At 70.8% G+C, this 22,425-nt stretch carries 23 protein-coding genes, 1 tRNA gene, 2 pseudogenes and 1 riboswitch; of the genes and pseudogenes, 16 read left to right on the forward strand and 10 right to left on the reverse strand.

From position 1 onward, the window contains the following. Nucleotides 1-252 precede the first annotated feature (252 nt). On the forward strand, nucleotides 253-660 hold the full coding sequence (locus tag ACFCZF_RS32205; protein ID WP_310873149.1) for a hypothetical protein: 408 nt from the start codon (nucleotides 253-255) through the stop codon (nucleotides 658-660). A 55-nt stretch (nucleotides 661-715) separates the two neighbouring features. Next, on the forward strand, nucleotides 716-1,318 hold the full coding sequence (gene rdgB / locus ACFCZF_RS32210; RefSeq protein WP_376674639.1) for an RdgB/HAM1 family non-canonical purine NTP pyrophosphatase: 603 nt from the start codon (nucleotides 716-718) through the stop codon (nucleotides 1,316-1,318). A 17-nt stretch (nucleotides 1,319-1,335) separates the two neighbouring features. On the opposite strand, the gene ACFCZF_RS32215 is transcribed toward rdgB, so the two are convergent. Continuing rightward, a tRNA-Leu gene (locus ACFCZF_RS32215) sits at nucleotides 1,336-1,422 on the reverse strand. A gap of 42 nt (nucleotides 1,423-1,464) precedes the next feature. Next, a complete protein-coding gene (gene bcp, locus ACFCZF_RS32220) occupies nucleotides 1,465-1,932 on the reverse strand; it encodes a thioredoxin-dependent thiol peroxidase (protein WP_376674640.1) in 468 nt (155 codons plus the stop codon). Nucleotides 1,933-2,025: 93 nt separating this feature from the next. On the opposite strand from bcp, the gene ACFCZF_RS32225 reads away from it, so the two are divergent. The 3 genes from ACFCZF_RS32225 (at nucleotide 2,026) to ACFCZF_RS32235 (ending at nucleotide 3,233) form a co-directional block, all read left to right on the forward strand. Continuing rightward, nucleotides 2,026-2,358: a DUF3618 domain-containing protein gene (locus tag ACFCZF_RS32225; protein WP_375914676.1), complete on the forward strand. Its 333-nt coding sequence runs from the start codon at nucleotides 2,026-2,028 to the stop codon at nucleotides 2,356-2,358. A gap of 23 nt (nucleotides 2,359-2,381) precedes the next feature. Next, a complete protein-coding gene (locus tag ACFCZF_RS32230) occupies nucleotides 2,382-2,738 on the forward strand; it encodes a co-chaperone GroES (RefSeq protein WP_121747202.1) in 357 nt (118 codons plus the stop codon). A 77-nt stretch (nucleotides 2,739-2,815) separates the two neighbouring features. Beyond that, nucleotides 2,816-2,882: riboswitch (guanidine-III (ykkC-III) riboswitch) on the forward strand. A gap of 30 nt (nucleotides 2,883-2,912) precedes the next feature. Next, complete coding sequence (locus tag ACFCZF_RS32235) at nucleotides 2,913-3,233, forward strand: DMT family transporter (protein WP_375914679.1); 321 nt, start codon at nucleotides 2,913-2,915, stop codon at nucleotides 3,231-3,233. Between the two features lie 21 nt (nucleotides 3,234-3,254). Here ACFCZF_RS32235 and ACFCZF_RS32240 read toward each other — a convergent pair whose 3' ends face one another. Beyond that, a complete protein-coding gene (locus ACFCZF_RS32240) occupies nucleotides 3,255-5,714 on the reverse strand; it encodes a transglycosylase domain-containing protein (protein WP_376674641.1) in 2,460 nt (819 codons plus the stop codon). Nucleotides 5,715-5,954: 240 nt separating this feature from the next. Here ACFCZF_RS32240 and ACFCZF_RS32245 point away from each other — a divergent pair, with 240 nt between their 5' ends. From ACFCZF_RS32245 to ACFCZF_RS32260, 4 genes are read left to right on the forward strand one after another with little or no spacing between them, the layout of a single operon-like run. Further along, complete coding sequence (locus ACFCZF_RS32245) at nucleotides 5,955-6,761, forward strand: ABC transporter permease (RefSeq protein WP_375914685.1); 807 nt, start codon at nucleotides 5,955-5,957, stop codon at nucleotides 6,759-6,761. Further along, nucleotides 6,754-7,605, forward strand: a complete 852-nt coding sequence (locus ACFCZF_RS32250; RefSeq protein WP_376674642.1) for an ABC transporter permease — start codon at nucleotides 6,754-6,756, stop codon at nucleotides 7,603-7,605. Before ACFCZF_RS32245 ends, ACFCZF_RS32250 begins: the two co-directional genes overlap by 8 nt. Before the next feature lie 12 nt (nucleotides 7,606-7,617). After that, the gene (locus tag ACFCZF_RS32255) at nucleotides 7,618-8,631 is read left to right on the forward strand and encodes an ATP-binding cassette domain-containing protein (protein WP_376674643.1); all 1,014 of its coding nucleotides are present in this window, start codon (nucleotides 7,618-7,620) and stop codon (nucleotides 8,629-8,631) included. A 33-nt stretch (nucleotides 8,632-8,664) separates the two neighbouring features. Next, nucleotides 8,665-9,417 carry a DUF1707 domain-containing protein gene (locus ACFCZF_RS32260; protein WP_376674644.1) on the forward strand — a complete coding sequence of 251 codons (753 nt, stop codon included), beginning with the start codon at nucleotides 8,665-8,667 and terminating at the stop codon, nucleotides 9,415-9,417. Nucleotides 9,418-9,773: 356 nt separating this feature from the next. Here ACFCZF_RS32260 and ACFCZF_RS32265 read toward each other — a convergent pair whose 3' ends face one another. Then, the gene (locus ACFCZF_RS32265; protein WP_376674645.1) at nucleotides 9,774-11,138 is read right to left on the reverse strand and encodes an SGNH/GDSL hydrolase family protein; all 1,365 of its coding nucleotides are present in this window, start codon (nucleotides 11,136-11,138) and stop codon (nucleotides 9,774-9,776) included. A gap of 196 nt (nucleotides 11,139-11,334) precedes the next feature. Between ACFCZF_RS32265 and ACFCZF_RS32270 the strand changes: the two genes are divergently transcribed. From ACFCZF_RS32270 to ACFCZF_RS32280, 3 genes are all read left to right on the forward strand, one after another. Continuing rightward, nucleotides 11,335-12,723 (forward strand): DUF445 domain-containing protein, encoded by a 1,389-nt coding sequence (locus ACFCZF_RS32270; RefSeq protein WP_376674646.1) that lies wholly within the window; start codon nucleotides 11,335-11,337, stop codon nucleotides 12,721-12,723. A gap of 162 nt (nucleotides 12,724-12,885) precedes the next feature. Continuing rightward, nucleotides 12,886-14,376: an MFS transporter gene (locus tag ACFCZF_RS32275; protein ID WP_376674647.1), complete on the forward strand. Its 1,491-nt coding sequence runs from the start codon at nucleotides 12,886-12,888 to the stop codon at nucleotides 14,374-14,376. Nucleotides 14,377-14,446: 70 nt separating this feature from the next. Further along, a complete protein-coding gene (locus ACFCZF_RS32280; RefSeq protein WP_376674648.1) occupies nucleotides 14,447-14,806 on the forward strand; it encodes a VOC family protein in 360 nt (119 codons plus the stop codon). Nucleotides 14,807-14,815: 9 nt separating this feature from the next. On the opposite strand, the gene ACFCZF_RS32285 is transcribed toward ACFCZF_RS32280, so the two are convergent. After that, nucleotides 14,816-15,118, reverse strand: coding sequence for a hypothetical protein (locus ACFCZF_RS32285; RefSeq protein ID WP_376674649.1), 303 nt, complete (start codon nucleotides 15,116-15,118; stop codon nucleotides 14,816-14,818). A 228-nt stretch (nucleotides 15,119-15,346) separates the two neighbouring features. Between ACFCZF_RS32285 and ACFCZF_RS32290 the strand changes: the two genes are divergently transcribed. The 3 genes from ACFCZF_RS32290 to ACFCZF_RS32300 all read left to right on the forward strand — a co-directional run bounded on the left by ACFCZF_RS32290 (nucleotide 15,347) and on the right by ACFCZF_RS32300 (nucleotide 17,865). Further along, on the forward strand, nucleotides 15,347-16,228 hold the full coding sequence (locus ACFCZF_RS32290; RefSeq protein ID WP_376674650.1) for an alpha/beta fold hydrolase: 882 nt from the start codon (nucleotides 15,347-15,349) through the stop codon (nucleotides 16,226-16,228). Between the two features lie 141 nt (nucleotides 16,229-16,369). Next, entirely contained in the window at nucleotides 16,370-16,843 is a 474-nt protein-coding gene (locus ACFCZF_RS32295; protein WP_375909992.1) for a carboxymuconolactone decarboxylase family protein, read from the forward strand. Between the two features lie 194 nt (nucleotides 16,844-17,037). Next, nucleotides 17,038-17,865: an SAM-dependent methyltransferase gene (locus ACFCZF_RS32300; RefSeq protein WP_376674651.1), complete on the forward strand. Its 828-nt coding sequence runs from the start codon at nucleotides 17,038-17,040 to the stop codon at nucleotides 17,863-17,865. 66 nt (nucleotides 17,866-17,931) lie between these two features. Here ACFCZF_RS32300 and ACFCZF_RS32305 read toward each other — a convergent pair whose 3' ends face one another. The 3 genes and pseudogenes from ACFCZF_RS32305 to ACFCZF_RS32315 all read right to left on the reverse strand — a co-directional run bounded on the left by ACFCZF_RS32305 (nucleotide 17,932) and on the right by ACFCZF_RS32315 (nucleotide 20,073). Continuing rightward, entirely contained in the window at nucleotides 17,932-19,158 is a 1,227-nt protein-coding gene (locus ACFCZF_RS32305; protein WP_376674652.1) for a cytochrome P450, read from the reverse strand. 11 nt (nucleotides 19,159-19,169) lie between these two features. Further along, nucleotides 19,170-19,346, reverse strand: a pseudogene (locus ACFCZF_RS32310) (cytochrome P450); the annotation flags it as partial. Nucleotides 19,347-19,401: 55 nt separating this feature from the next. Beyond that, nucleotides 19,402-20,073: a pentapeptide repeat-containing protein gene (locus ACFCZF_RS32315; RefSeq protein ID WP_376674653.1), complete on the reverse strand. Its 672-nt coding sequence runs from the start codon at nucleotides 20,071-20,073 to the stop codon at nucleotides 19,402-19,404. Between the two features lie 40 nt (nucleotides 20,074-20,113). Here ACFCZF_RS32315 and ACFCZF_RS32320 point away from each other — a divergent pair. Next, nucleotides 20,114-20,459, forward strand: a pseudogene (locus ACFCZF_RS32320) (SAM-dependent methyltransferase); the annotation flags it as partial. A 49-nt stretch (nucleotides 20,460-20,508) separates the two neighbouring features. Here ACFCZF_RS32320 and ACFCZF_RS32325 read toward each other — a convergent pair. Both ACFCZF_RS32325 and ACFCZF_RS32330 read right to left on the reverse strand, forming a co-directional pair. After that, on the reverse strand, nucleotides 20,509-21,729 hold the full coding sequence (locus ACFCZF_RS32325; RefSeq protein ID WP_376674654.1) for an MFS transporter: 1,221 nt from the start codon (nucleotides 21,727-21,729) through the stop codon (nucleotides 20,509-20,511). A 94-nt stretch (nucleotides 21,730-21,823) separates the two neighbouring features. After that, the gene (locus ACFCZF_RS32330; protein WP_376674655.1) at nucleotides 21,824-22,420 is read right to left on the reverse strand and encodes a TetR/AcrR family transcriptional regulator; all 597 of its coding nucleotides are present in this window, start codon (nucleotides 22,418-22,420) and stop codon (nucleotides 21,824-21,826) included. Nucleotides 22,421-22,425 lie beyond the last annotated feature (5 nt).

Genomic DNA, 22,425 nt, shown 5'->3' on the forward strand with positions numbered 1-22,425 from the left:
CACGAATGCGGCAACGCCATGACAGCCACACCCGGCATCCCTGGGTGTCCCGATCTTACGAATGACCGCGATCAACCCACGAAGAAAGGTATGGAACGCCAAGAGCGCATCAAGAAAAGGCGGCCCGGACACGCAACTCCACCGCCCGCCACCGCGTCACTAGCAGTACGGACGTACGGTTCACCGCCGTACGTCCGGCGCCGCACCGCACACGGGCCGCCCGGCCCTGTCCCAAGGGGAGGACCGAGACCCATGGCCGCGAGCCGCCACCGCCGCCTTCGCCGCACCACCGTCACCGCCGCCACCGTGGCGGCCATCGCCCTGACGGCCGGACTCACCACCGGATGCGACGCCGTCGACAAGGCCCTCGACTGCGTCCAGACCGCCGACGCCATCGCCGACAGCGTCACCGCACTCCAGCAGGCCGTGGAGAACGCGTCCAACGACCCGACGCAGCTCGAGGAATCCCTCAACTCCATAGACAAGAACCTCGACAAGATCGGCGACAAGACCGACAACGCCGACGTCGACAAGGCGGTCGACGACCTCGGCAAGGCCGTCGACAACGTCCGCACCTCGGTCGAGAACGGTGACAACACCCCGGACCTGAGCCCCGTCACCGACGCGGCCGGCGAACTGACGAAGGTCTGCACGCCGTAAGGCACGCCGTAAGGGCGGTGCGAGCGGGCCGGCGAGGGCCGGGATACTGAACCCCATGACCCGCCTGATCCTCGCCACCCGCAACGCCGGAAAGATCACCGAACTGAGGGCCATCCTCGCCGACGCAGGCCTGCCCCACGACCTCGTCGGCGCGGACGCCTACCCGGAGATCCCGGACGTCAAGGAAACCGGCGTCACCTTCGCCGAGAACGCCCTCCTCAAGGCCCACGCCCTCGCCAAGGCCACCGGCCACCCCGCCGTCGCCGACGACTCCGGCCTCTGCGTCGACGTCCTCAACGGCGCCCCCGGCATCTTCTCCGCCCGCTGGGCGGGCCGCCACGGCGACGACCAGGCCAACCTCGACCTCCTCCTCGCCCAGATCGGCGACATCGCCGACGAACACCGGGGCGCGCACTTCGCCTGCGCGGCGGCCCTGGCCCTGCCCGACGGCACGGAGAGGGTCGTCGAGGGCCAACTCCGGGGCACCCTGCGCCACGCCCCCGCCGGCACGGGCGGCTTCGGCTACGACCCGATCCTCCAGCCGGAGGGCGAGACCCGCACGTGCGCGGAACTGACGGCGGCGGAGAAGAACGCGATCAGCCACCGGGGGAAGGCGTTCCGGGCGCTGGTGCCGGTGGTGCGGGAGCTGCTCGGCTGAGCAGCCGAAGAACGTACTGGTGCGGCCGGAGGGACTCGAACCCTCACGGGAGTTACCCCACTGGGACCTAAACCCAGCGTGACTGCCAATTCCACCACGGCCGCCCGGCGCTGCTGCCCGGCCATGCTACTGGTCGGGCAGCGCCGTCAGATCCCCAGATCCTTGATGATCTTGGCCACGTGGCCCGTCGCGCGGACGTTGTACAGGGCGCGTTCCACATTGCCGTCCTCGTCGACGACGATCGTGGAGCGGATGACGCCCATGTAGGTCTTGCCGTAGTTCTTCTTCTCGCCGAAGGCGGCGTACGCGTCGAGGGTCTTCTTGTCCGGGTCGGCGAGGAGGGTGACCTTGAGGGACTCCGTGTCGCGGAACTTGGCCAGCTTCTCCGGCTTGTCGGGGGAGATGCCGATCACGTCGTATCCGGCGCCGGTCAGCAGCTCCAGGTTGTCCGTGAAGTCGCACGCCTGCTTCGTGCAACCGGGGGTAAGAGCAGCAGGGTAGAAGTAGACGATGACCTTGCGGCCCTTGTGGTCGGACAGGGACACCTCGTTGCCGTCGGCGTCCGGGAGGGTGAAGGCGGGGGCCACGTCCCCGGGCTGGAGTCGCTCGCTCATCGAACCAGCGTAACCGGGGGTCCTGACAGTGCAGCGGGGCCAGTAGCTGACAGACTGTCCGGAACAGCGTCAGCAGACTTCGGAGGCCGTACGGTGGCGGACACGTCGGACATCAGAACCCCGGCGCAGATCGAGGCGGACATCAAGCGCCGCCGCGAGGTGCTGGCCGAGACGCTCGACGAGATCGGGATGCGGGTGCACCCGAAGACGATCGTGGGCGATGCGAAGGCCAAGGTCGCTTCCAGCGTCGATCACACTCTCGGGCGTGCGTACGTCGGGGTCAATCGTGTGGTCAGCGATGTGAAGTCGCAGTTCGTGGACGAGGAGGGCGCGCCCCGGATGGAGCGGGTCGTGCCCGTCGCGCTGGTGGTCGTCGGGGTCGTGGGGCTGCTCGCCCTGGGCGGTACCCGGCGGCGCAGGCGCTGAGCCGGGGCAGGTAGGTTCAGGGCGTGAGCGCCAAGAGAAACGAGCACAGTTCCCCGGACGACAAGCTGCCCATCCGGATGCTGCACGACCGTGTACTCGTGCGGCAGGACACCGGTGAGGGCGAGCGGCGTTCCGGGGGCGGGATCCTGATTCCCGCCACGGCGGCGGTCGGCCGGCGGCTGGCCTGGGCCGAGGTTGTCGCGGTGGGTCAGAACGTACGGACCGTGGAGCCGGGCGACCGGGTGCTGTACGACCCGGAGGACCGCGCGGAGGTCGAGGTGCGGGGTACCGCGTACGTGCTCATGCGCGAGCGCGATCTGCACGCGGTGGCCGCGGACCGGTTCGAGGGGTCGGAGGATTCGACCGGGCTGTATCTCTGAGACCTCGTACCTCTGAAACAGGGGTTCGCAGAGCCGTTCAGGGGCTGGTGATCAAGGTCACCAGCCCCTTTCGGCTGTCTTTGCTACCTTGGGAAGTACCCCGACGAGACGCGCCGTACCGGGCCAAGGAAAAGACGACGCACCACCGTTCAGTTCGTTCACGGAGGTGCCGTCATGGCTTGGGTTCTGTTGCTCGTCGCCGGTCTGCTCGAGGTCGGCTGGTCGATCGGGATGAAGTACACGGACGGGTTCACCCGTCTCGTGCCGAGTCTGTTCACCGGTGCCGGGATCGTCGCCAGCATGATCCTGCTGTCGTACGCGGCCCGGACGCTGCCCATCGGTACCGCCTACGGCGTGTGGGTGGGGATCGGCGCGGCCGGTGCGGCGGTGCTCGGCATGGTGGTGCTGGGTGAGCCGGTGACCGCCGCCCGGATCTTCTTCATCTGTCTGCTGCTGGTCGCCGTGGTGGGTCTGAAGGCGACCTCCGGGCACTGACCCGGCTGAACCGGGGTGCTGTCACTGGCGGCGGGGTGTGACGGGGATGCCGGCGACCGTGCCGGTGTCCGAGTCGCCTCCGCCGCCCGCGCCGGTCGTGTCGCCGCCGCCTCCTGCTCCCTCTGTGGTGCCGCCGCCGTTGGACGAGTCGTCGCCGCCGTCGCCTCCGCCGGTGGGGCCGGGCTCGGTGGTGGCGCCGCCCGTGGTGGGGCCGCCGGTCGACGGGTCGCCGGTGCCGGTTTCGCCGCCCGGCGGGGTGCTGCCGCCGCCGTTCCCTCCCGGGGTGGACTCGTTGCCGGACTCGTCCTCGTCGCCGGTCGGCTCGTCGTCGGGCTCGCCGCTGCCGCTTTCGTCGCCCGTCCCGGGTTCGTCCGAGGAGTCGTCGGACGGGGACGCGGTGACGTCGGCGCCGGTCTGGAGCTGAAGGTCGAAGTCGGTGACCGGTTCGCCCTTGAGGGCGTTGCGGGTGTACTGGCCCCAGATCTCGGCGGGCGCGCCGCCGCCGTTGACGCGGGGCAGGCCCATCGCGCCGTAGAGCGACTTGTGGGCGGCGGTTTCCGGGTCCTGGCCCATCACGGCGATGACGGTGGCCAGCTCGGGGGTGTAGCCGGCGAACCAGGCGGCGGTGTCCTCCTCGGCGGTGCCGGTCTTGCCGGCGGCGGGGCGGCCCGCGGCCTGGGCGGCGGTGGCGGTGCCGTTCTGGACGACGCTGCGCAGGACGGAGGTCGTGGTGTCGGCGGCCTCGCGGCTGACGGCCTGGCGCTCGCGCCGCTCGGGCAGCTCGACCTCGTGCTTGCCGTCCTTCATGACCTTCTCGACGAGCGTGTACGTGCCGTGCCTGCCGTGGTTGGCGAGGGTGGCGTACGCCTCCGCCATGTCGAGGGGGCTGGCGGTGGCCACGCCGAGGGCGATGGAGGGGGAGGGGGTGAGTTCGGGGGTGTTCTTGGAGAGGCCGAGGTCGATCGCGGTCTGCTGGACCTTGTCGGAGCCGACGTCCACGGCCATCTGGGCGTACACGGCGTTGACGGACTTGTCGGTGGCCTCGCGGACGGTGACGTCGCCGTAGTCGTGGTGGTCCTCGTTCTCCGGGGCGTAGCGGCCGCCGCTCCAGCCCTCGACGGGGCGTTCGCTGGTGCCGTCGTAGATCGTGTTCGGGTTGATCGTGCGGCCGTCCTGCGTCTCGGAGTGGTTCTCGACGGCGGACGTGAACACGAAGGGCTTGAAGGTGGAGCCGACCTGGAAGTCGCGGCGGGTGGCGTTGGGTGTGTACTGCTTGACGTAGTCGATGCCGTTGTACATCGCGACGACCTTGCCGGTCTCCGGGTCGACGGAGGCGCCGCCCGCGCGGACGTAGGTGTCGACCTTGCGTTCCTTCTTGTCCAGTTTGGACATGAGCTTGTCGTCGACGGCCTTGACGAAGGCGTTCTGCTTGTCCTTCTGCAGGGTGGTGGTGATGCGGTAGCCGCCGCGGTCGAGTTCCTCCTCGTCGACGATGTCGTTCTGGACCAGGTAGTCCTTGACGATGTTGACGACGTAGCCGCGCTGCCCGGACATGTTGGTGGAGATGGTGCTCTCCTTGGGCGCGGGGAACTTCTGGCTCGCGCGTTCGGACCGGCTGAGCCAGCCCTTCTCGACCATGCCGTCCAGGACGTAGTTCCAGCGGGCCTCGGCGGCGGGCTTGTTCTCGGGGTGGGCGACGACGTCGTACTGGCTGGGCGCGTTGAGCAGGGAGGCGAGGTAGGCGCCCTGGGCGGCGGTGAGGTCCTTGGCGTCGATGCCGTAGTAGGCCTGGGCGGCGGCCTGGATGCCGTAGGCGCCGCGGCCGAAGAAGCTGGTGTTGAGGTAGCCCTCCAGGATCTCGCTCTTGCTCGTCTCGCGGTCGAGCTTGATCGAGATGAAGAACTCCTTCACCTTGCGGGTGATGGTCTGTTCCTGGGCCAGGTAGTAGTTCTTGACGTACTGCTGGGTGATCGTGGAGCCGGACTGCTTGCCCTTGCCGGTGGCGGTGTTCCAGCCGGCGCGGACCATGGCCCCCGGGTCGATGGCGGACTCGGTGTAGAAGTCGCGGTCCTCGGCGGCCAGGACGGCGTGCTGGGCGTCCTTGGAGATGCGGGCGAGGCCGACGCTCTCCCGGTTGACCTCGCCGTCGCGGGCGAGGACGCTGCCGTCGGCGTACAGGTAGACGTTGGACTGCTTGGTGGCGAGCGCGTTGGCGGCCGGGATCTGGACCAGGTGGTAGCCGAGGAAGAAGCCGCCGATCAGCAGCAGTACGCCGATGAGGCAGGTGCTCAGTACGATGCGCCAGGTCGGGATCAGCCGGCGCCAGCCGGTGCGCGCCGGCCGCTTGGGCTTCTTGGCCTTCCCCTCGCCGGCCTTCCCCTCGCCGGCCTTCCCCTCGCCGGCCGTTCCCTCGCCGGCCGCCTGGGGCTCTCGCGGGGCCCAGCCCTGGTTCGGCTGCTGCGGCTGCGGCTCGTCGCTCATCTCGTGCACGGACTCCTGTTTCGCGTCGTACGGTTTTCGCGTCGTACGGTCTGGTCTCGTACGGCCTTGTACGCCTCTGCGTCCTCTGGCGCCTTCTCACGCCTTTGACGCCCTCTGAAGAAGACTCTCGCACCGGGCGTTCCGTTCCCACTCGGCGGCACACCCGTGAAATTCCGTGGCACGTGCGGTCGCCGTCGCACTAGGCTCCTGCGCTTCGGTGCCATTCGGAGGGTGGGAGTCGTGGATGTGGGCTCGGGGCGGTTGTACGCGGCCGTCGCGGCGGGGGGATTCCGACGGTACGCGACCTATCGGGCGGCCACCGCCGCCGGGGTGTTCACCAACACGGTCTTCGGGTTGATCCTGGTATACACCTATCTGGCCCTGTGGGACGAGAAACCGCAGCTCGGGGGCTACGACCAGGCGCAGGCCGTCACCTTCGTGTGGCTGGGGCAGGCGTTGCTGGCGGCGCTGGCGATCGGGGGCGGCGGGTTCGAGGACGAGCTGATGGAGCGCATCCGTACGGGTGACATCGCCGTCGATCTGTACCGGCCGGCGGATCTCCAGCTGTGGTGGTTGGCGGCGGATGTGGGGCGGGCGCTGTTCCAACTGCTGGGGCGCGGGGTGGTGCCGTTCGCGTTCGGGTCACTGTTCTTTCCGGTGGCGCTGCCGCGGGAGGTGTCCACGTGGGCGGCGTTCCTGGTGGCGGTGGTGCTGGCGGCGGCGGTGAGTTTCGCGCTGCGGTACCTGGTGGCGCTCTCGGCGTTCTGGCTGATGGACGGCATGGGGGTGACGCAGATGGCGTGGCTGGCGGGGTTCTTCTGCTCGGGGATGCTGCTGCCGCTGAACGTGTTCCCCGGTGCGCTCGGCGAAGTCGTACGGATGCTGCCGTGGTCGTCGCTGCTCCAGGCGCCGGCGGACGTGCTGCTGGGGGAGGCCGATCCGCTGGGGACGTATCTCTTCCAGGCGGGGTGGGCGGTGGCGCTGCTGGCGGTGGGCCGGCTGATGCAGTCGGCGGCGACGCGACGGGTGGTGGTCCAGGGTGGCTGAGACGGCTCACGCGGCGGGGAGGGCGAAGCGACCCGGCCGGGTCGCCGAGGGGCTGCGCGCGTACCGGCTGATCGCGGCGATGTGGATCCGGTCGACGATGGCGTACCGGACGTCCTTCGCGCTGACGACGTTCGGGAACTTCGCGGCGACCGCGCTGGACTTCGTGGCGATCCTGCTGATGTTCTCCCGCGTCGACGCGCTGGGCGGCTGGTCGCTGGCCGAGGTGGCGTTCCTGTACGGGGTGTCCGGTGTCTGCTTCGGGCTGGCCGACCTGGCGATCGGCTCGATGGAGCGGCTGGGCCGGCGGGTGCGCGACGGCACGCTGGACACGCTGCTGGTGCGTCCGGCGCCGGTGCTGGCGCAGGTGGCGGCGGACCGGTTCGCGCTGCGCCGGCTGGGCCGGGTGGCGCAGGGGGTGCTGGTGCTGGGGTACGCGCTGACGGTCGTGGACGTCGACTGGACGGCGGCGAAGCTGCTGCTGATGCCGGTGATGCTGCTCAGCGGGGCGGGGATCTTCTGCGCGGTGTTCGTGGCGGCGGCGGCGTTCCAGTTCGTGGCGCAGGACGCCTCGGAGGTGTCGAACGCCTTCACCTACGGCGGTACGACGATGTTGCAGTACCCGCCGACGGTGTTCGCGCTGGACCTGGTGCGCGGGGTGACGTTCGTGATGCCGCTGGCCTTCGTCAACTGGCTGCCGGCGAGCTATGTGCTGGACCGGCCCTATCCGCTGGACCTGCCCGAGTGGGTGGCGTTCGCGCCGCCGCTGGTGGCCGTGGCCTGCTGCGCGCTGGCGGGGCTGGCCTGGCGGGCGGGGCTGCGCACGTATCGGAGTACCGGGAGTTGAGGGAGTGCGGGAGTGAGGGAGTTGAGGGCGTTGGCCGAGGTGGACACCGTGGGGCCGGGTGCGGGGGCCTTCATCGAGCTCGACGGCGTCGAGAAGGTCTTCGACGTGCGCAGGAAGACGGGCTTCCTCAAACGGGAGCGGCGGCAGGTGCGGGCCGTGGACGGGCTGTCGTTCACCGTGGCACGCGGCGAGATGGTCGGCTACATCGGTCCGAACGGCGCCGGCAAGTCGACGACGATCAAGATGCTCACCGGCATCCTGACGCCGAGCGGCGGCCGGCTGCGGGTGGCGGGCATCGATCCGTCCCGGGAGCGGATCCGGCTGGCGCACCGCATCGGGGTGGTGTTCGGGCAGCGGACGACGCTGTGGTGGGATCTGCCGCTGATCGACTCCTACCGGCTGATGCACCGCATGTACCGCATCCCGGACGTCCGTTACCGGGAGAACCTGGACCGCTGCGTGGAACTCCTCCAGCTCCAGGAGCTGCTGGACGTGCCGGTGCGGCAGTTGTCGCTGGGCCAGCGAATGCGGGGCGACATCGCGGCGGCGCTGCTGCACGACCCGGAGGTGCTGTACCTGGACGAGCCGACGATCGGCCTGGACGTGGTGTCGAAGGCCAAGGTGCGGGGTTTCCTGCGGGACTTGAACGCGGAGCGCGGCACGACGGTGCTGCTGACCACGCACGATCTCCAGGACATCGAGCAGCTCTGCTCGCGGGTGATGGTGATCGACCACGGGCGGCTGATGTACGACGGCCCGCTGGACGGGCTGCACGAGGCGGGGGAGAGCGAACGCACCCTGGTGGTGGACCTGGAGCGGGAGTTGCCGCCGATCGAGGCGCCGGCGCCCGCGCGGGTGGTGCGGGTGGAGGGGCCGCGGCAGTGGCTGGCGTTCCCGGCGTCGGCGTCGGCGGCGGGGCTGGTGGCGCGGATCGCGGCGGAGTATCCGCTGGTGGACCTGTCGGTGCGGGAGCCGGACATCGAGTCGGTGATCGCCAAGATGTACGCGGAACGCGCGGGCGCGTAGTGTCCGGCGCGGCGACCTCGTAGGCTGCTGTACATGACCGACGACGCCCCGGAACTCCGCGCATCCGACGCCGACCGTGAACGAGTCGCCGAGGTCCTGCGGGACGCCCTCGCGGAGGGGCGCCTGGACATGACCGAGTTCGAGGAGCGGCTGGACGCCACGTACAGCGCGCGGACGTACGGGGACCTGACGCCGATCACCCGGGACCTGCCGGTCGGCCCGGTGGACGGGCCGCCCCGGGTGTCGATGACCAAGGAGCCCGAGCGCGCCGGGGGCTGGGCGGGCCGGATCACCGGGGGCGAGCCGTCGTCGACGTGGGCGGTCGCGGTGATGTCCGGGTTCCAGCGCAAGGGGCGCTGGACGGTGCCGAGGCGGTTCAACTCCTTCGCGTTCTGGGGCGGCGGGGACATCGACCTGCGCGAGGCGGACTTCGCGCACGACGAGGTCGTGATCAACTGCGTCGCGATCATGGGCGGGATGAACGTGATCGTGCCGCCCGGTGTCGAGGTGATCGTGCGCGGCATCGGGATCATGGGCGGCTTCGACCACCGCGAGGAGGGCGTCCCCGGCGACCCGGGCGCCCCGCGCGTCGTCGTGACGGGCTTCGCCTTCTGGGGCGGGGTCGGGATCGAGCGCAAGCTGACGCGGGCGGAGAAGCTGCGGATCAAGGAAGAGCGCCGGCAGGAGAAGCTGGAGCGCAAGGGCCGCAAGGAACTGGACGGCTCACGCCACGGCTTCCACGACCTGCACCGCGAGGAGGAACGGGACCGCCGCCGGGACGGCTGACCGGCCGAGCGGTGTCCCGCCCGGCGGTGCCGCGCACAGCCGTGTCCAGCCCGGCGGTGCACCGTCCGGCGGTGCCGCGCACAGTGCTGCCGCGCCCAGCGGTGCCGCGCACAGCAGTCTCCGCAGTCCGGCGGTGTCCCGCCCGGCGGTGCCGCGCGCAGAGGTGGCGCGCCCGGCGGTGCCGCGCGCAGAGGTGGCGCGCCCGGCGGTGCCGCGCGCAGAGGTGGCGCGCCCGGCGGTGCCGCGCGCAGAGGTGCCGCGCCCAGCGCTGCCGCGCGCAGAGGTGCCGCGCGCAGAGGTGCCGCGCGCAGAGGTGCCGCGCACAGCGGTGTCCCGTCCGGGGCGGTGTCCGGCTCTCAGAGCTGGATCGGCGCCGCGCCCCTCAGGTCGTCCAGGTCGAGGAGGCGGCCCATGCGCGCGTACCCCTTGTCGCTGGGGTGCAGGTGGTCGCCGCTGTCGTAGTCGGAGCGCATCCGGCGGGGGTCGTAGGGGTCGCGCAGGGCCTTGTCGAAGTCGACGACCTCGTCGAACACCCGGCCCGAGCGGATCTCCTCGTTGATCTGCTGCCGCATCGTCTCGCGGGCCCGCGTGTAACCGCCGTAGCCGCCGAACGGCGTGATCGTCGCGCCGACGACCTTCAGTCCCCGGGCGTGCGCCTGGTCGGTGAGGGTGCGCAGGCCGTCGAGGATGGCGTCCCGGTCGGCGAGTTCCGGGCTGTGCAGGATGTCGTTGACGCCGAGGACGATGACGACGACCTTGACGTTCGTGCGGCCCAGTACGTCCCGCTCGAACCGGCTCAGCGCGCTGGGGTTGTCGGCGGGCCGGCCCGCCCGGCCGGTCAGGATCCGGTTGCCGCTGATGCCCTGGTTGACGACGCTGTAGCGGGGCGCGTCCCGCCCGGCCTCGGCCGCCTGGTGCAGGCGCTCGGCGAGGACGTCGGTCCAGCGGTTGTTGGCGCCCGTCTCGGAGCCGAAGCCGTCGGTGATCGAGTCGCCGATGGCGACGACGGTGCCGTCGGCCTCGTGGCTCAGCACGTCCAGCGCGGTCAGATAGCGCCAGTACCGGGTCTGAGTGGTGTACGGGACGCCGGTGACGTCCGCGGCGCGGTCGCCGTCGGCGAGGTAGCTGATCTGCTGCGCGCGCGGGTGGTAGGTGACCGGGCCGGACGGCACGGGGGAGTACGTGGTGACCAGGACGTCCGTGCCGTAGGGGACGGCGATGCGCGCGATGTCGCTCATCACCTGTCCGCCCGCCGGGATCACGACCTGGGGGCTGCCCCCGAAGGTGAGCCGGCGCATGGTGTCGGCGAGCGCGGCGGCGGTGTCGGGGCCGGCGGCCAGGGCGATGGAGGCGTGCGTGATGGTCAGCGGGGACTGCCCGTAGAGGTTGGACAGGGTGATCCGCGCGCTGGTGCCGCCGATGCTCGTGTGCACGATGTTGCGCACCGAACGGCCCGCCATGCCTGTCGTCTCGGTGCCCGGTTCGGCGGCTGCCGGTGAAGTGGACCAGGCGCCGACCCACGTGCCGGCCGAGGCGGGAGCGGCGTCGCCGCGCGGGAAACGGCCGCCGGCGAGCGGTGTGCGGTCCTTCGCGCCGCCGTCGGCGGACACTCCGGCGTATATGGCCGCGGAAATCGTCACTATCAGGGTGACGATCGCCGCGAGCAGGGCACGGTGCTTGGTGGAAGGCGCCCCCGCGCCCCCGTCACGACCCCGGGTCATGCTGTGCTGTTCTCCTCGGGCGAGGGAGCCCGAGGCTCCGGTGGGATGAACCCATGATGCGTCATGGGCGGGGGAAAGGCCGTACGACCCCCGGGCGTTCCCCCTCCCGGACAGACGCCGGGAACTTGTGTTCCGTTCCAGGAGTCGGTCAGGAAGGGACAATGTGTGCGGGACGGATCAGCGAACGGTGGAGTGGATGGAACGCACGAAGTCGGAACTTCCTGACGGTTCGGGAGATACCGGGGAGGGCGCAGGGGTGAGTGAAGGGGCGGGTGCAGGGCGGCCGGCCGCGGGGGCCGGGCGCACCGTCCGCGACCGCGCGATGACGTCCTTCAGCCCGGCCGACGAGGAGAAGCGCCGCGGCGTGCGCCGCATGAAGCTCACCGCCACCGGCCTGCTGCTGTTCGTCGCCGTGGTCTACGTCCTGGCCGAATGGGCCTCCCACCGGGGCGCGGGCGCCTGGGCGGGCTACGTCGCCGCCGCCGCCGAGGCCGGCATGGTCGGCGCGCTCGCCGACTGGTTCGCGGTCACCGCTCTCTTCCGCCACCCCCTCGGCATCCCCATCCCGCACACCGCGATCATCCCCAAGAAGAAGGACCAGCTGGGCGTCTCGCTGGGCGAGTTCGTCGGCGAGAACTTCCTCTCCGAGGACGTCGTACGGCAGCGGCTGCGCGCCGTGGGCATCGGCAGCCGGCTCGGCGCCTGGCTCGCCGTGCCCGAACACGCCGACCGGGTGACGGCGGAGCTGTCCGCCGCCCTGCGCGGCGCCCTCACCGTGCTGCGGGACTCCGACGTCCAGGCGGTGGTGGGGGAGGCGATCACGCGCCGCGCCGACGCGCAGGAGATCGCCCCCGGCATCGGCAAACTGCTGGACCGGATCGTCGCCGACGGCGGCCACAAACGGGCCGTCGACCTGATCGTCTCGCGGGCCCACGACTGGCTGATCCTGCACGGCGACTCCGTGATGGACGCCGTACAGGGCGGGGCACCCGGATGGACGCCCCGGTTCGTGGACAAGCGGGTCGGCGAGCGCGTCTACAAGGAACTGCTGCGCTTCGTCACCGAGATGCGCGACATGCCCGCCCACCCCGCACGAGGCGCCCTCGACCGCTTCCTCACCGACTTCGCCTCCGACCTCCAGTCCGACACGGACACCCGCGCGCGCGTGGAGCGGCTGAAGACCGAGGTGCTGGGCCGCGGCGAGGTCCAGGACCTCATCGCGTCCGCCTGGACGGCCGTACGATCCATGATCGTCTCGGCGGCGGAGGACGAGCGCAGCGAACTACGCATGCGGGTACGGGCCTCGCTGCTGTCGCTGGGCGCCCGGATGGCCTCCGACCCCAAGGTGCAGGGCAAGGTCGACGGGTGGGTCGAGGGCGCCGCGGTCTACGTCGTCACCACCTACCGCAAGGAGATCACCTCCCTGATCACCGACACGGTGGCGAGCTGGGACGCCGAGCACACCACGAAGAAGATCGAGGCGAACATCGGCCGCGACCTGCAGTTCATCCGCATCAACGGCACGGTGGTCGGCTCCCTGGCCGGGCTGCTGATCTACACGGTCTCCCGCATGCTGGGGGCGTAGGGCAGGCCCCGCCCTCCCGGCGCGGCGGGTTCGGCGGGCGTGTTCCTCCGTAGTGGTGGGCGTGTCCCTCCCGGAGTGGTGGGCGTGTCCCTCCCGGAGCGGTGGGCGTGTCCCTCCCGGCTCCGGGCACACGGGAGGCGTTCGCTCGACGGAGAGGGAGCCATGACAGCAGCATCGTCGTCGCCGGGCTCGACGCCCGCCTCCACCGGCGCCGTCACCACGGCCGTCCCCGCCCGCCTGGACCGGCTGCCCTGGTCACGGTGGCACTGGATGATCGTGATCGGCCTGGGCACCGTCTGGATCCTGGACGGCCTGGAAGTCACGATCGTCGGCAACGTCGCCGGCCGCATCGCCGAGGAAGGCAGCGGCCTCGACATCAGCGCCGCCCAGATCACCGGCCTCGCCGCCGCCCTGTACGTCGCGGGTGCGTGCTCCGGGGCCCTGTTCTTCGGCTGGCTGACCGACCGTTACGGCCGCAAGAAGCTGTTCATGGTGACCCTGATGGTCTACCTGGCGGCGACCGCGCTGACCGCGCTCTCCTTCGAGTCCTGGTGGTTCTTCCTCTTCCGCTTCCTCACCGGCTTCGGCATCGGCGGCGAGTACGCGGCCATCAACTCCGCGATCGACGAGCTGATCCCGTCCCGGTACCGGGGCCGGGTCGACCTCATCATCAACGGCAGCTACTGGCTCGGCGCGATCGGCGGCGCCCTGCTGTCCATCGTGATGCTGGACACCGACATCTTCCCGAAGGACCTCGGCTGGCGGCTCAGCTTCGCCCTCGGCGTGGTCCTCGGCCTGGTCATCCTGCTCGTACGACGGCACGTCCCGGAGAGCCCACGCTGGCAGTTCATCCACGGCCACGGCGAGAAGGCCGACACCCTCGTGTCGTCCGTCGAACGGGAGATCGAGCAGGAGAAGGGCGAGAAACTGCCGCCGCCGGCCCGTGAGATCACCATCCACCAGCGCAAGAGCATCGGCTTCGGTCTGATCGCCAAGACCGTCTTCCGCCGCTACCCGCGCCGCGCGGTCCTCGGCCTCTCCCTCTTCATCGGCCAGGCCTTCCTCTACAACGCCATCACCTTCGGCTTCGGCACCATCCTCATCACCTTCTTCGACGTGCCGACCGGCAGCACCGGCTACTACTTCGCCGTCATCGCCGCCGGCAACTTCATGGGCCCGCTGCTCCTCGGCCCGCTCTTCGACACGGTCGGCCGCCGCATCATGATCTCCAGCACGTACCTGCTGTCCGGCATCCTGCTCTTCGGCACGGCCTACCTCTTCGACCGGGGATCGCTCACGGCCACGACGATGACGGCCTGCTGGTGCGTGGTGCTGTTCTTCGCGTCGGCGGGCGCATCCAGCGCGTACCTGACCGTCTCCGAGGTCTTCCCGATGGAGACCCGCGCCATGGCCATCGCCTTCTTCTACGCCCTCGGCACCGCCGCCGGCGGTATCAGCGGCCCGCTGCTCTTCGCCAACCTCACCGAGTCCGGCGTGGTCGGCGACACCGTTCTGGCCTTCCAGATCGGCGCCGGGCTGATGTGCGCGGCCGGCCTGGTGGCGGTGTTCCTGGCGGTGAAGGCGGAGCGCCGGTCGCTGGAGGACATCGCGGAGCCGCTGTCGACGGTGCGGGCGGATTCGGCGGGCGCGTAGCGTCGCCCCGTACGCCCCGTAAGTTCCGTACGCCCCGTCACCCGACCGGCCGACCGCGAGGAGCCGCCCGATGACCATCCGCCGGATCGTCCCCAACATCCAGGTCGAGCGCGAGGAACAGCTGCGCACGAGCCGCGACTTCTACGGCCTGCTCGGCTTCGAGGAGGTCATGAACATGGGCTGGGTGACGACCCTGGCCTCCCCGTCCAACCCCACCGCCCAGATCAGCCTCTTCACCGAGGAACGCACCGCGCCCCTCGTCCCCGACCTGAGCGTGGAGGTCGAGGACGTCGACGCGGTGTACGCACAGGTGTCCGCGTCGGGCGCGGAGATCGTACGGGAGCTACGGGACGAGGAGTGGGGCGTACGGCGCTTCTTCGTACGGGACCCGAACGGGCGGGTGGTGAACGTACTCACCCACCTGACGTAGGCCGGCGGCTCATCCTCGCCGGTCGGCGACCGCCCACGAGGCCAGCGCCACGGCACCGGCGACACCGAGGACGGCGGGCCAGGCGCCCACCTTCTTGGCCAGCGGGTGGGACCCGGCGAAGCCCGCGACGTACGCGGCCGTCAGCGCCCCCGCCGCCTTCCCGCCGGCCCGCTCCCGCCACTGCCGCGCGGCAGCGGCCCCGGCGACGGCGAGCACGGCCCCGCCGAGCTGCCGCTTCTTCGTCCAGCGGGCCACGCCGTACCCGCCGACGAGACCACCCGCGGCGACCACCGCGCTGGGAACCTTCGCCATGTCCGTCTCCTCCGTCTCCTGCCGTGCCGACTACCGAAGCCGAGGCTAATCCGCGCCGTGCACGGCGCACGCGCCGGGGTGAGCGTCGCTCTGCCCCTCGACAGTGGCCGAGTACCGCCCATTGGCCGAACGTCGTGCCCTCGCCGCGACACTTCCGGGTATCCGCCGAGTTAGGGCGGAAGACGGCCAGAACGACGCGCCCCCGAAGACGAGCGGAGCGAGGAACCGATGAGTACGCAGAGCCCCGGCACGGACCGGTCCCGCGCCCGGTCGGTGACGGTCGACGGCGCCCACGTGGCCTGCTGGGAGTCGGGACCCCCCGACGCCGAGCCGGTCCTCCTCCTGCACGGCTACCCCGCCGACCACCACTGCTGGCGCCACCAGGTCCCACCCCTGTCGCACCGGTACCGGGTGATCACCCCGGACCTCCTCGGCTGGGGCGAGTCCGACCGCCCTCTGCACCTGCCCTTCGACTACGACACCGAGGTCGCCCGGCTCGGCAGGCTGCTGGACGCTCTGGGCCTGGACTCGGTGAACCTGGTCGGCCACGACTACGGCGGCTTCCTCTCCCTCGGCTTCGCCGAGACCCACCCCGAGCGAGTCCGCAGGCTGGCCGTCCTCAACAGCCGCGCCCACGCCACCTTCACCGGCCGCTGGTACGCCGTCTTCAGCCTCATCAGCCTCGCCGGACGAACTCCCGCCCTCCGACCGGCGGCGATGCGCCTGCCCTACGCCGCCATCCACCGCCGGTCCCTCGCCCCGCTGGTCCGCGCGGGCCACCTCGACACCGGCGTCCTGGCCGGCTACGTCGACTGGATGGACACGCCGGAGGGCCGCCGCTGGCTGCTCCACTACTTCGGCGACTACCGCACCCCGTCCCGCCCCGAGCTGCGCCGACGCCTCCAGGACATCCCCTGCCCGACGGCGGTCATCTGGGGCCGCGCCGACCAGTACCTGCGCCCGACGATCGCGACGGAGCTGGCCGAGGCCGTCCCCGGAGCCGAACTGACGATGCTGGACGGCACCGGCCACTGGGTGATGGACGAGCGCCCGGCCGAGGTGACGGCGGCACTGCGCCGACTCCTGTCACGAGCCACCCCGCACAGCTGAGACGCAGGTCACACCCACGTCCTCCCCGAGCCTGTCACATCCCACCCGCGCGCTCCGTCGTAGCTGTGTACGCCGAAGGGCGAACGACTCACAAGCACGATGACCACGACGGCCACGACGGCCACGACGGAGGAACCCACCATGGAAGCTCGTCTCAACATGTTCGCCAACCCGATCGCGGGCAAGCTCGTGCGGCACATCAACTCGGCGGGCAAGGTCGTGGCGGACTCGACGCTGCCGACCGCGACCCAGGAGCTGGTGAAGATCCGCGCCAGCCAGATCAACGGCTGCGGCTTCTGCCTCGACATGCACACGAAGGACGCGGCGAAGGCGGGCGAGACCGCACTGCGCCTCAACCTGATCGCGGCATGGCGGGAGGCCAAGGTCTTCACCGACGCCGAGCGCGCCGCCCTGGAACTGACCGAGCAGGGCACCCGCATCGCCGACTCCGCCGGGGGTGTCACCGACGAGGCCTGGGCGGAAGCGGCCAAGCACTACGACGAGGACCAGCTCGCCGCCCTGGTCGGCCTGATCGCCCTCATCAACACGTACAACCGCGTGAACGTCATGCTCCAGAACCCGGCGGGCGACTACGAGCCGGGCATGTTCGGCTGACCTCCCCCTGACGCCCCGACGGCCGGCTCGCCCCGAAACAGGGGCGAGCCACCACCCCTGCCGCCAACTCCCTGCCCACAGACCCCTTTTCACGCCCCGCGCAGGCCGCGTCCGCACTAGGTTGGTGTCCTGATCCTGATCCGGATCCTGATCCTGATCAGGCCACGCCCGACCCACCCCTAGGAGACTCTGCCGTGTCGGACACCAACTCCCAGCTCGCGGCCACCGCGGAGATACGGGCCCGGATCGACACCGCCACACCGCACTCGGCCCGCTTCTGGAACTACTTCGTCGGGGGCAAGGACAACTACGAGGTCGACCGGGAGATCGGTGACCAGATCAAGGAGATCTTCCCCGGCCTCGTCGACGTGGCACTCACCAGCCGGCTCTTCCTGGGCCGCGCCGTCCGCCACCTGATCCGGGAGCAGGGCATCCAGCAGTTCCTGGACATCGGCACCGGCCTCCCCACCGCCGACAACACCCACGAAGTGGCCCAGCGCGTCGCTCCCGACGCCCGCATCGTGTACGTCGACAACGACCCGATCGTGCTGACCCACGCCAACGCGCTGCTCACCAGCACCCCGGAGGGCAGGACCGCCTACCTCGACGCCGACCTCTACGCCCCCGACACCGTCCTGGAGGCCGCCGCCGGCACCCTCGACTTCTCCCGGCCGATCGCCCTGATCATCCTCAACACCCTCGGCCACGTCGCCGACTACGACCAGGCCCGCGACCTGGTACGCCGCCTGATGGCAGGCCTCCCGTCGGGCAGTTACCTGGTGATCAGCGACAGCACGGCGACGAGCGAGGGCATGATCGCCGCGTCGAACGCGTACAACGCCAGCGGTGCCACGCCGTACTACGTGCGCAGCGTCGAGGAGATCGCCGGCCTCTTCGAAGGACTCGACCTGGTCGCCCCCGGCATCACCCAGGTCCCGTCCTGGCGCCCGGACCCGGACACCCCGACCGACCCGGCCGCGGTCTCCGTGGACGCGTACTGCGGGGTGGCGCGCAAGCCGTGACTCGGGGGGTTTTCCCCGACGCCGCCCTGACGGCTCGCCCGATCGACGGGCGAGCCGGCCCGCCGTTCAGCCGGCGTGCAGCAGGACGGGGAGCCGCTGGTGACCGTTGCTGATCAGGGAGGGCACGGGCGGCAGTTCCTCCGCCGGGTCGGCGAGGCGGATGTCCGGGAAGCGGCCGAACAGGCTCTCCAGCGCGAGGGTCACCTCCATGCGGGCCAGCGGCGCGCCCAGACAGAAGTGGACGCCGTGGCCGAACGCGAGGTGCTCCTTGACCGTGCGGGTCGCGTCGAAGGTGTCGGCGTCCTCGTACCAGTCCGGGTGGCGGTTGGCGGCGGCGTACGAGGCGAGGATGGCCTCCCCGCGGGCGATGGTCCGCCCGTCCGGCAGGGGGATGTCCGTGACCGCGTACCGGAGCGGCAGATGCTTGACCGCCGGTTCATGACGCAGCGTCTCCTCGACGACGTCCGCCCAGGTGACCTCGCCCTTGCGGACCAGGTCGAGCTGGTCGGGACGGGTCAGTAGCGTGTGCGTGGCCTGGTCGATGACGTTGACGGTGGTCTCGTAACCGGCGCTGATCATCAGCAGCAGGGTGTCGCGCAGTTCCGCCGGGGAGAGGCGGTCACCGTCCCCCTCGTCGTCCCGCGCGGCGATGAGCAGCGACGTCATGTCGTCGCCCGGGGTGGCGCGCTTGGTGGCGATGAGCTGGTCCAGGACCTCGTACAGGCGCATGGTGTTGGCCTGCGCCTCGTCGGGAGTCAGCGTGGTGTCGAAGACGCCGTCCACGAGGGCCCGGAAGCCCTCCCGCCGGTCCTCGGGCACCCCCATGAGGTGACCGATCACCGCGATGGGCAGCGGGTAGGCCAGCTCTTGCCGCAGATCGACCGGCTCGCCGGCGGGGAGGTCCGCGAGCCGGTCGACGAGCCGGGTCACCATCTCCTCGACGGCCGGCCGCATCTCGGCGATGCGACGGGCGCTGAAGGCGGGCGCCACCAGTCGGCGCAGCTTGCGGTGGTCGGGTCCGTACGCGGTGAACATGTTCTCCACCGCCACCCACAGGGCGAGCGGCCAGGTGCCGACCACCTCGCCGAAGGCCGGCCAGTGCGCCCGGGCGTCCTTGGAGACATCGGGGCTGGTGAGCAGCCGTTTGAGAAGGGCGGGGTCGCTGACCGACCAGGCCTGGACGCCGAGGACGTCCACCCGTGTGGCCGGTCCGCCCTCCCGCAGGGCGCGGTGCTCGGCGTGGTGACCGGCGCCGGTGGGGTCGAGGACGAGGGCGGGCTGCTGGGTCGCCATGGCCTGGCTCCTTAGTGTGCGGCTTGGTGAGCTGCTTGCTGTGCGGATTGCTGAGCGGCCGGGAAGGTGACGGGCAGGGATTCCAGGGCGCGGTGGAACGGGCCGGGACGCCACGTCAGCTCGGCGAGGGGACGAGCGAGGTCGGTCTCCGGCAGCGCGTTCAAGAGGCGGGTCGCCGCGGTCTCGGCATCCGATGCCCGAGTCGCCGTACTCGATGTGCGGCCAACTCACGCACCGGCCCCATCAGTCGTGGTGACCGGACTCGCCGCTCCCGCGCGTCACCTGCCACTTGCCCGGCGCGGTCTCTTCCGAGCACTCGCGAATCCTCTCGGCGCTCCACGATCCCGGCCAGCGCGTGCTGGACGACCAGCGCAGCGACATGAGGATGCCCGTGCGGGCGTGTGTCTCGAAGAGGGTCACGATGCGAGACCCGAGGTAGTCCAGGGAGGCGCCGCTCAGGTCCGCGCCCCTCATGTCCGCGACCTGGATGTGCGTGCTGAACAGGGTCGCGCCGCGCAGGCCGGCACGGGAAAGGTCGGCTCCGGTCAGGTCCGCCTGGAACAGGTTCGCCCGCATCAGATTCGCGCCCCGCAGGTCCGCACCCACCAGCCTCGCGCCCGAGAGATCGGCGCCCGTCAAGTCGGCGTCCGCCAACCGCGCTTTGGTGAGATCCGCGCCCTTCAGGAACGCGCCGGTCAGGGACGCGCCCCGCAAATTCGCGCGCCGGAGCCTCGCCTCGTACATGTGGGCGCCGTCCAGCTTCGCACCCGACAAGTCCGCCCAGGACAGGTGGACCCTTCGCATCCGGGCCAGCCGCAGGTTGGCCCCCCGCAACCGCGCCCAATGCAGCCAGGCACCCCGCAGGTCCGCGGAGACCAGCCCCGCGCCCGGTCTGATCCACGGCCACAGAGCCAATGGGCCGACCCGCCGACCGAACATCCCGATCCCCCAGCCGCCAACGGAACCTCACGTCACTGTGTACGCCCAGTTCCTTCCGGACGCCACCGGTGCCGGGGACGACGATGACCCGATCGTGCCGACCCACGCCAACGCGCTGCTCACCAGCACCCCGGAGGGCAGACCGATCGTACTGATCACCCTCAACACCCTCGGCCACGTCGCCGACTACGACCAGGCCCGCGATCTGGTACGCCGCCTGATGGCAGGGCTGCGTCGGCGTCGAGGAGATCGCCGGCTTTTTCGAAGGACTCGACCTGGTCGCCCCCGGCATCACCCAGGTCCCGTCCTGGCGCCCGGACCCGGACACCCCGACCGACCCGGCCGCCGTCTCCGTCGACGCCCGCCGCGGGGCGCGAGCCGTGGCTCGGGACGGGGTACCGCTCCGTCCGATCAGGCTCCCGGCGTACGGCTGCCTCCGGCTTGACCCGCCGTACACGCGACCTTCGTGAGCGGCGGCGTGGGCCCGGTACTGAGGGGGTCGCGGCGGCGGAGGGCGGGCAGGACGGTGGCCAGTCCCCCCAGCGCCATGACCGCGCCCATCCAGAGCGGCGCCCGCAGACCCCACGCATCGATCACGACGCCGCCGATGGACGAGCTGAGGATGACGCCGAGAGTGATGAACGAGGAGTGGACGGTGTTGACCAGCGGGCCGGCGTTGCCGGTGCGCTGGACGCGGGTCACCATGGCGGGATTCATGGTGACGCCGACCAGACCGATGCCCATCATGCAGACGACGGCCGGGGCGGGCATGCCCGCGAACAGGGCGAAGCCGCTGAGGAAGAGCAGGTTGAGCACGAGACCGAGGGCGAGGACGGGAACCGCGTGGCCGTCGGCGAAGCGCCCGACGACGGTGTTGCCGACGACGGTGGCGGCTCCGTACGCGATCAGCAGGAGGGGCACGGTGCCGGAGGAGAAGCCGGTGAGGCCGGTGAGGATCGGGTTGAGGTAGCTGAACGCCGAGAAGGTGGCGCCGATGACGAGTGTGCTGGTGGACATCACCAGCCACAGCCGGGGCTTCCTGAAGACGCCGATCTCCTGCCGGAAGCCGCCGCCGCCCTCGGCTCGCTCGATCCGGGGCACCCCGAACAGCGTGGCCCCGGCCGCGATCAGGGTGATCAGGGAGATGGTCCAGAACGCCGCACGCCAGCCGAAACGCTCACCCACCACCGTGGACAGGGGCAGGCCGAGCAGGGTGCCGAGCATGAGGCCGTTCATGGCGACGGCGATCGCGCGGCCACGGACCTCGGGGCGGGTGATCCGGGCGCACATCGAGATACCCACGCCGAAGAAGGCCTGGGAGGCGACGCCGGTGATGACGCGGGCGGCCATCATGGTGGCGTAGCCGGTCGCCGTGGCGGCCAGGATGTTGCCGGCCAGGAAGACGGCGAACAGCACCAACAAGGCTGTGCGGGGCGCGAGTTTCAGGAGCGCGACGGTCAGGAACGGTCCGCCGACCGCCATGGCGGCCGCGAACGCGGTGATGAGGTACCCGATCTGCGGGATGGTCGCGTCCAGTCCGTCCGCCATCTGCGGCATCAGCCCGGCGACCACGAATTCGCTGGTCACCATGGCGAAGATGCCGAGCGCGAGTATGTATACGGCCCGAGGCACGAGTCGATCTCCTTAGAGTGGCGTGTCGTCCGGTTATGAATCGATCAGTTCAAAACTTGGCCATGCGAGAAAGCGGCGAAGGCCGGCAAGTGGTTCAGTGGGTGAGCGCGTCCATGGTGATCTCGGCGATCGATTCCAGCGCCACCCGGTCGGCGCCCCCCTGGCCCGAGACGCGCATGCCGCCGATGGCCGCGTTGACGAACCGGGCCAAGGCTCCGGCGTCCCGGGTCGAGGTGATGCTGCCGTCCCGCCGACCCTCCTCGATCACCCCTCGCAGGGCGGCCAGTCTGCGGGCCGTGTCACGCTCCAGCATCCCCGCCGCGCGTGCGTCGCGAGCCGTCAGCTCGACCGTGGTGTTCACGGTCAGGCAACCGAGGCTCCGGCCATCCGTCCGGTGCTCCATCTCGCCGTCGATGATCAGGGTGAGCAGAGAGCGGATGCGATCGGCGGCACGGTGACGCGTGTCGTCCAGGATCGCCAGCTGCGTGGTCGTCGTGGTCTCGATATAGCGGGCCAGCGCACGCTCGAACAAGTCGTGCTTGCTCTTGAACGTGTTGTAGACGCTGCTCCGCCCCAGTCCCGTGGCCTCGCACAAATCCTGCGTGGAGGTGGCCTCGTAGCCCTTCTCCCAGAACGTGTGCATGGCCGCGTCCAGGGCCCGTTCCTCGTCGAACTTCCGCGGTCGGGCCATGACGC

This window comes from Streptomyces sp. NPDC056296, assembly GCF_042268605.1.
Classification (GTDB): domain Bacteria; phylum Actinomycetota; class Actinomycetes; order Streptomycetales; family Streptomycetaceae; genus Streptomyces.

Coding starts and splice junctions, on each gene's coding strand:
- ACFCZF_RS32260 (WP_376674644.1), top strand. CDS start 8,665: ATGACCGACGACGCCCCGGAACTCCGCGCATCCGACGCCGACCGTGAA.
- rdgB (WP_376674639.1), top strand. CDS start 716: ATGACCCGCCTGATCCTCGCCACCCGCAACGCCGGAAAGATCACCGAA.
- ACFCZF_RS32205 (WP_310873149.1), top strand. CDS start 253: ATGGCCGCGAGCCGCCACCGCCGCCTTCGCCGCACCACCGTCACCGCC.
- ACFCZF_RS32240 (WP_376674641.1), bottom strand. CDS start 5,714: ATGAGCGACGAGCCGCAGCCGCAGCAGCCGAACCAGGGCTGGGCCCCG.
- ACFCZF_RS32290 (WP_376674650.1), top strand. CDS start 15,347: ATGAGTACGCAGAGCCCCGGCACGGACCGGTCCCGCGCCCGGTCGGTG.
- ACFCZF_RS32295 (WP_375909992.1), top strand. CDS start 16,370: ATGGAAGCTCGTCTCAACATGTTCGCCAACCCGATCGCGGGCAAGCTC.
- bcp (WP_376674640.1), bottom strand. CDS start 1,932: ATGAGCGAGCGACTCCAGCCCGGGGACGTGGCCCCCGCCTTCACCCTC.
- ACFCZF_RS32305 (WP_376674652.1), bottom strand. CDS start 19,158: ATGGCGACCCAGCAGCCCGCCCTCGTCCTCGACCCCACCGGCGCCGGT.
- ACFCZF_RS32280 (WP_376674648.1), top strand. CDS start 14,447: ATGACCATCCGCCGGATCGTCCCCAACATCCAGGTCGAGCGCGAGGAA.
- ACFCZF_RS32275 (WP_376674647.1), top strand. CDS start 12,886: ATGACAGCAGCATCGTCGTCGCCGGGCTCGACGCCCGCCTCCACCGGC.
- ACFCZF_RS32235 (WP_375914679.1), top strand. CDS start 2,913: ATGGCTTGGGTTCTGTTGCTCGTCGCCGGTCTGCTCGAGGTCGGCTGG.
- ACFCZF_RS32265 (WP_376674645.1), bottom strand. CDS start 11,138: ATGACCCGGGGTCGTGACGGGGGCGCGGGGGCGCCTTCCACCAAGCAC.
- ACFCZF_RS32270 (WP_376674646.1), top strand. CDS start 11,335: ATGGAACGCACGAAGTCGGAACTTCCTGACGGTTCGGGAGATACCGGG.
- ACFCZF_RS32285 (WP_376674649.1), bottom strand. CDS start 15,118: ATGGCGAAGGTTCCCAGCGCGGTGGTCGCCGCGGGTGGTCTCGTCGGC.
- ACFCZF_RS32330 (WP_376674655.1), bottom strand. CDS start 22,420: ATGGCCCGACCGCGGAAGTTCGACGAGGAACGGGCCCTGGACGCGGCC.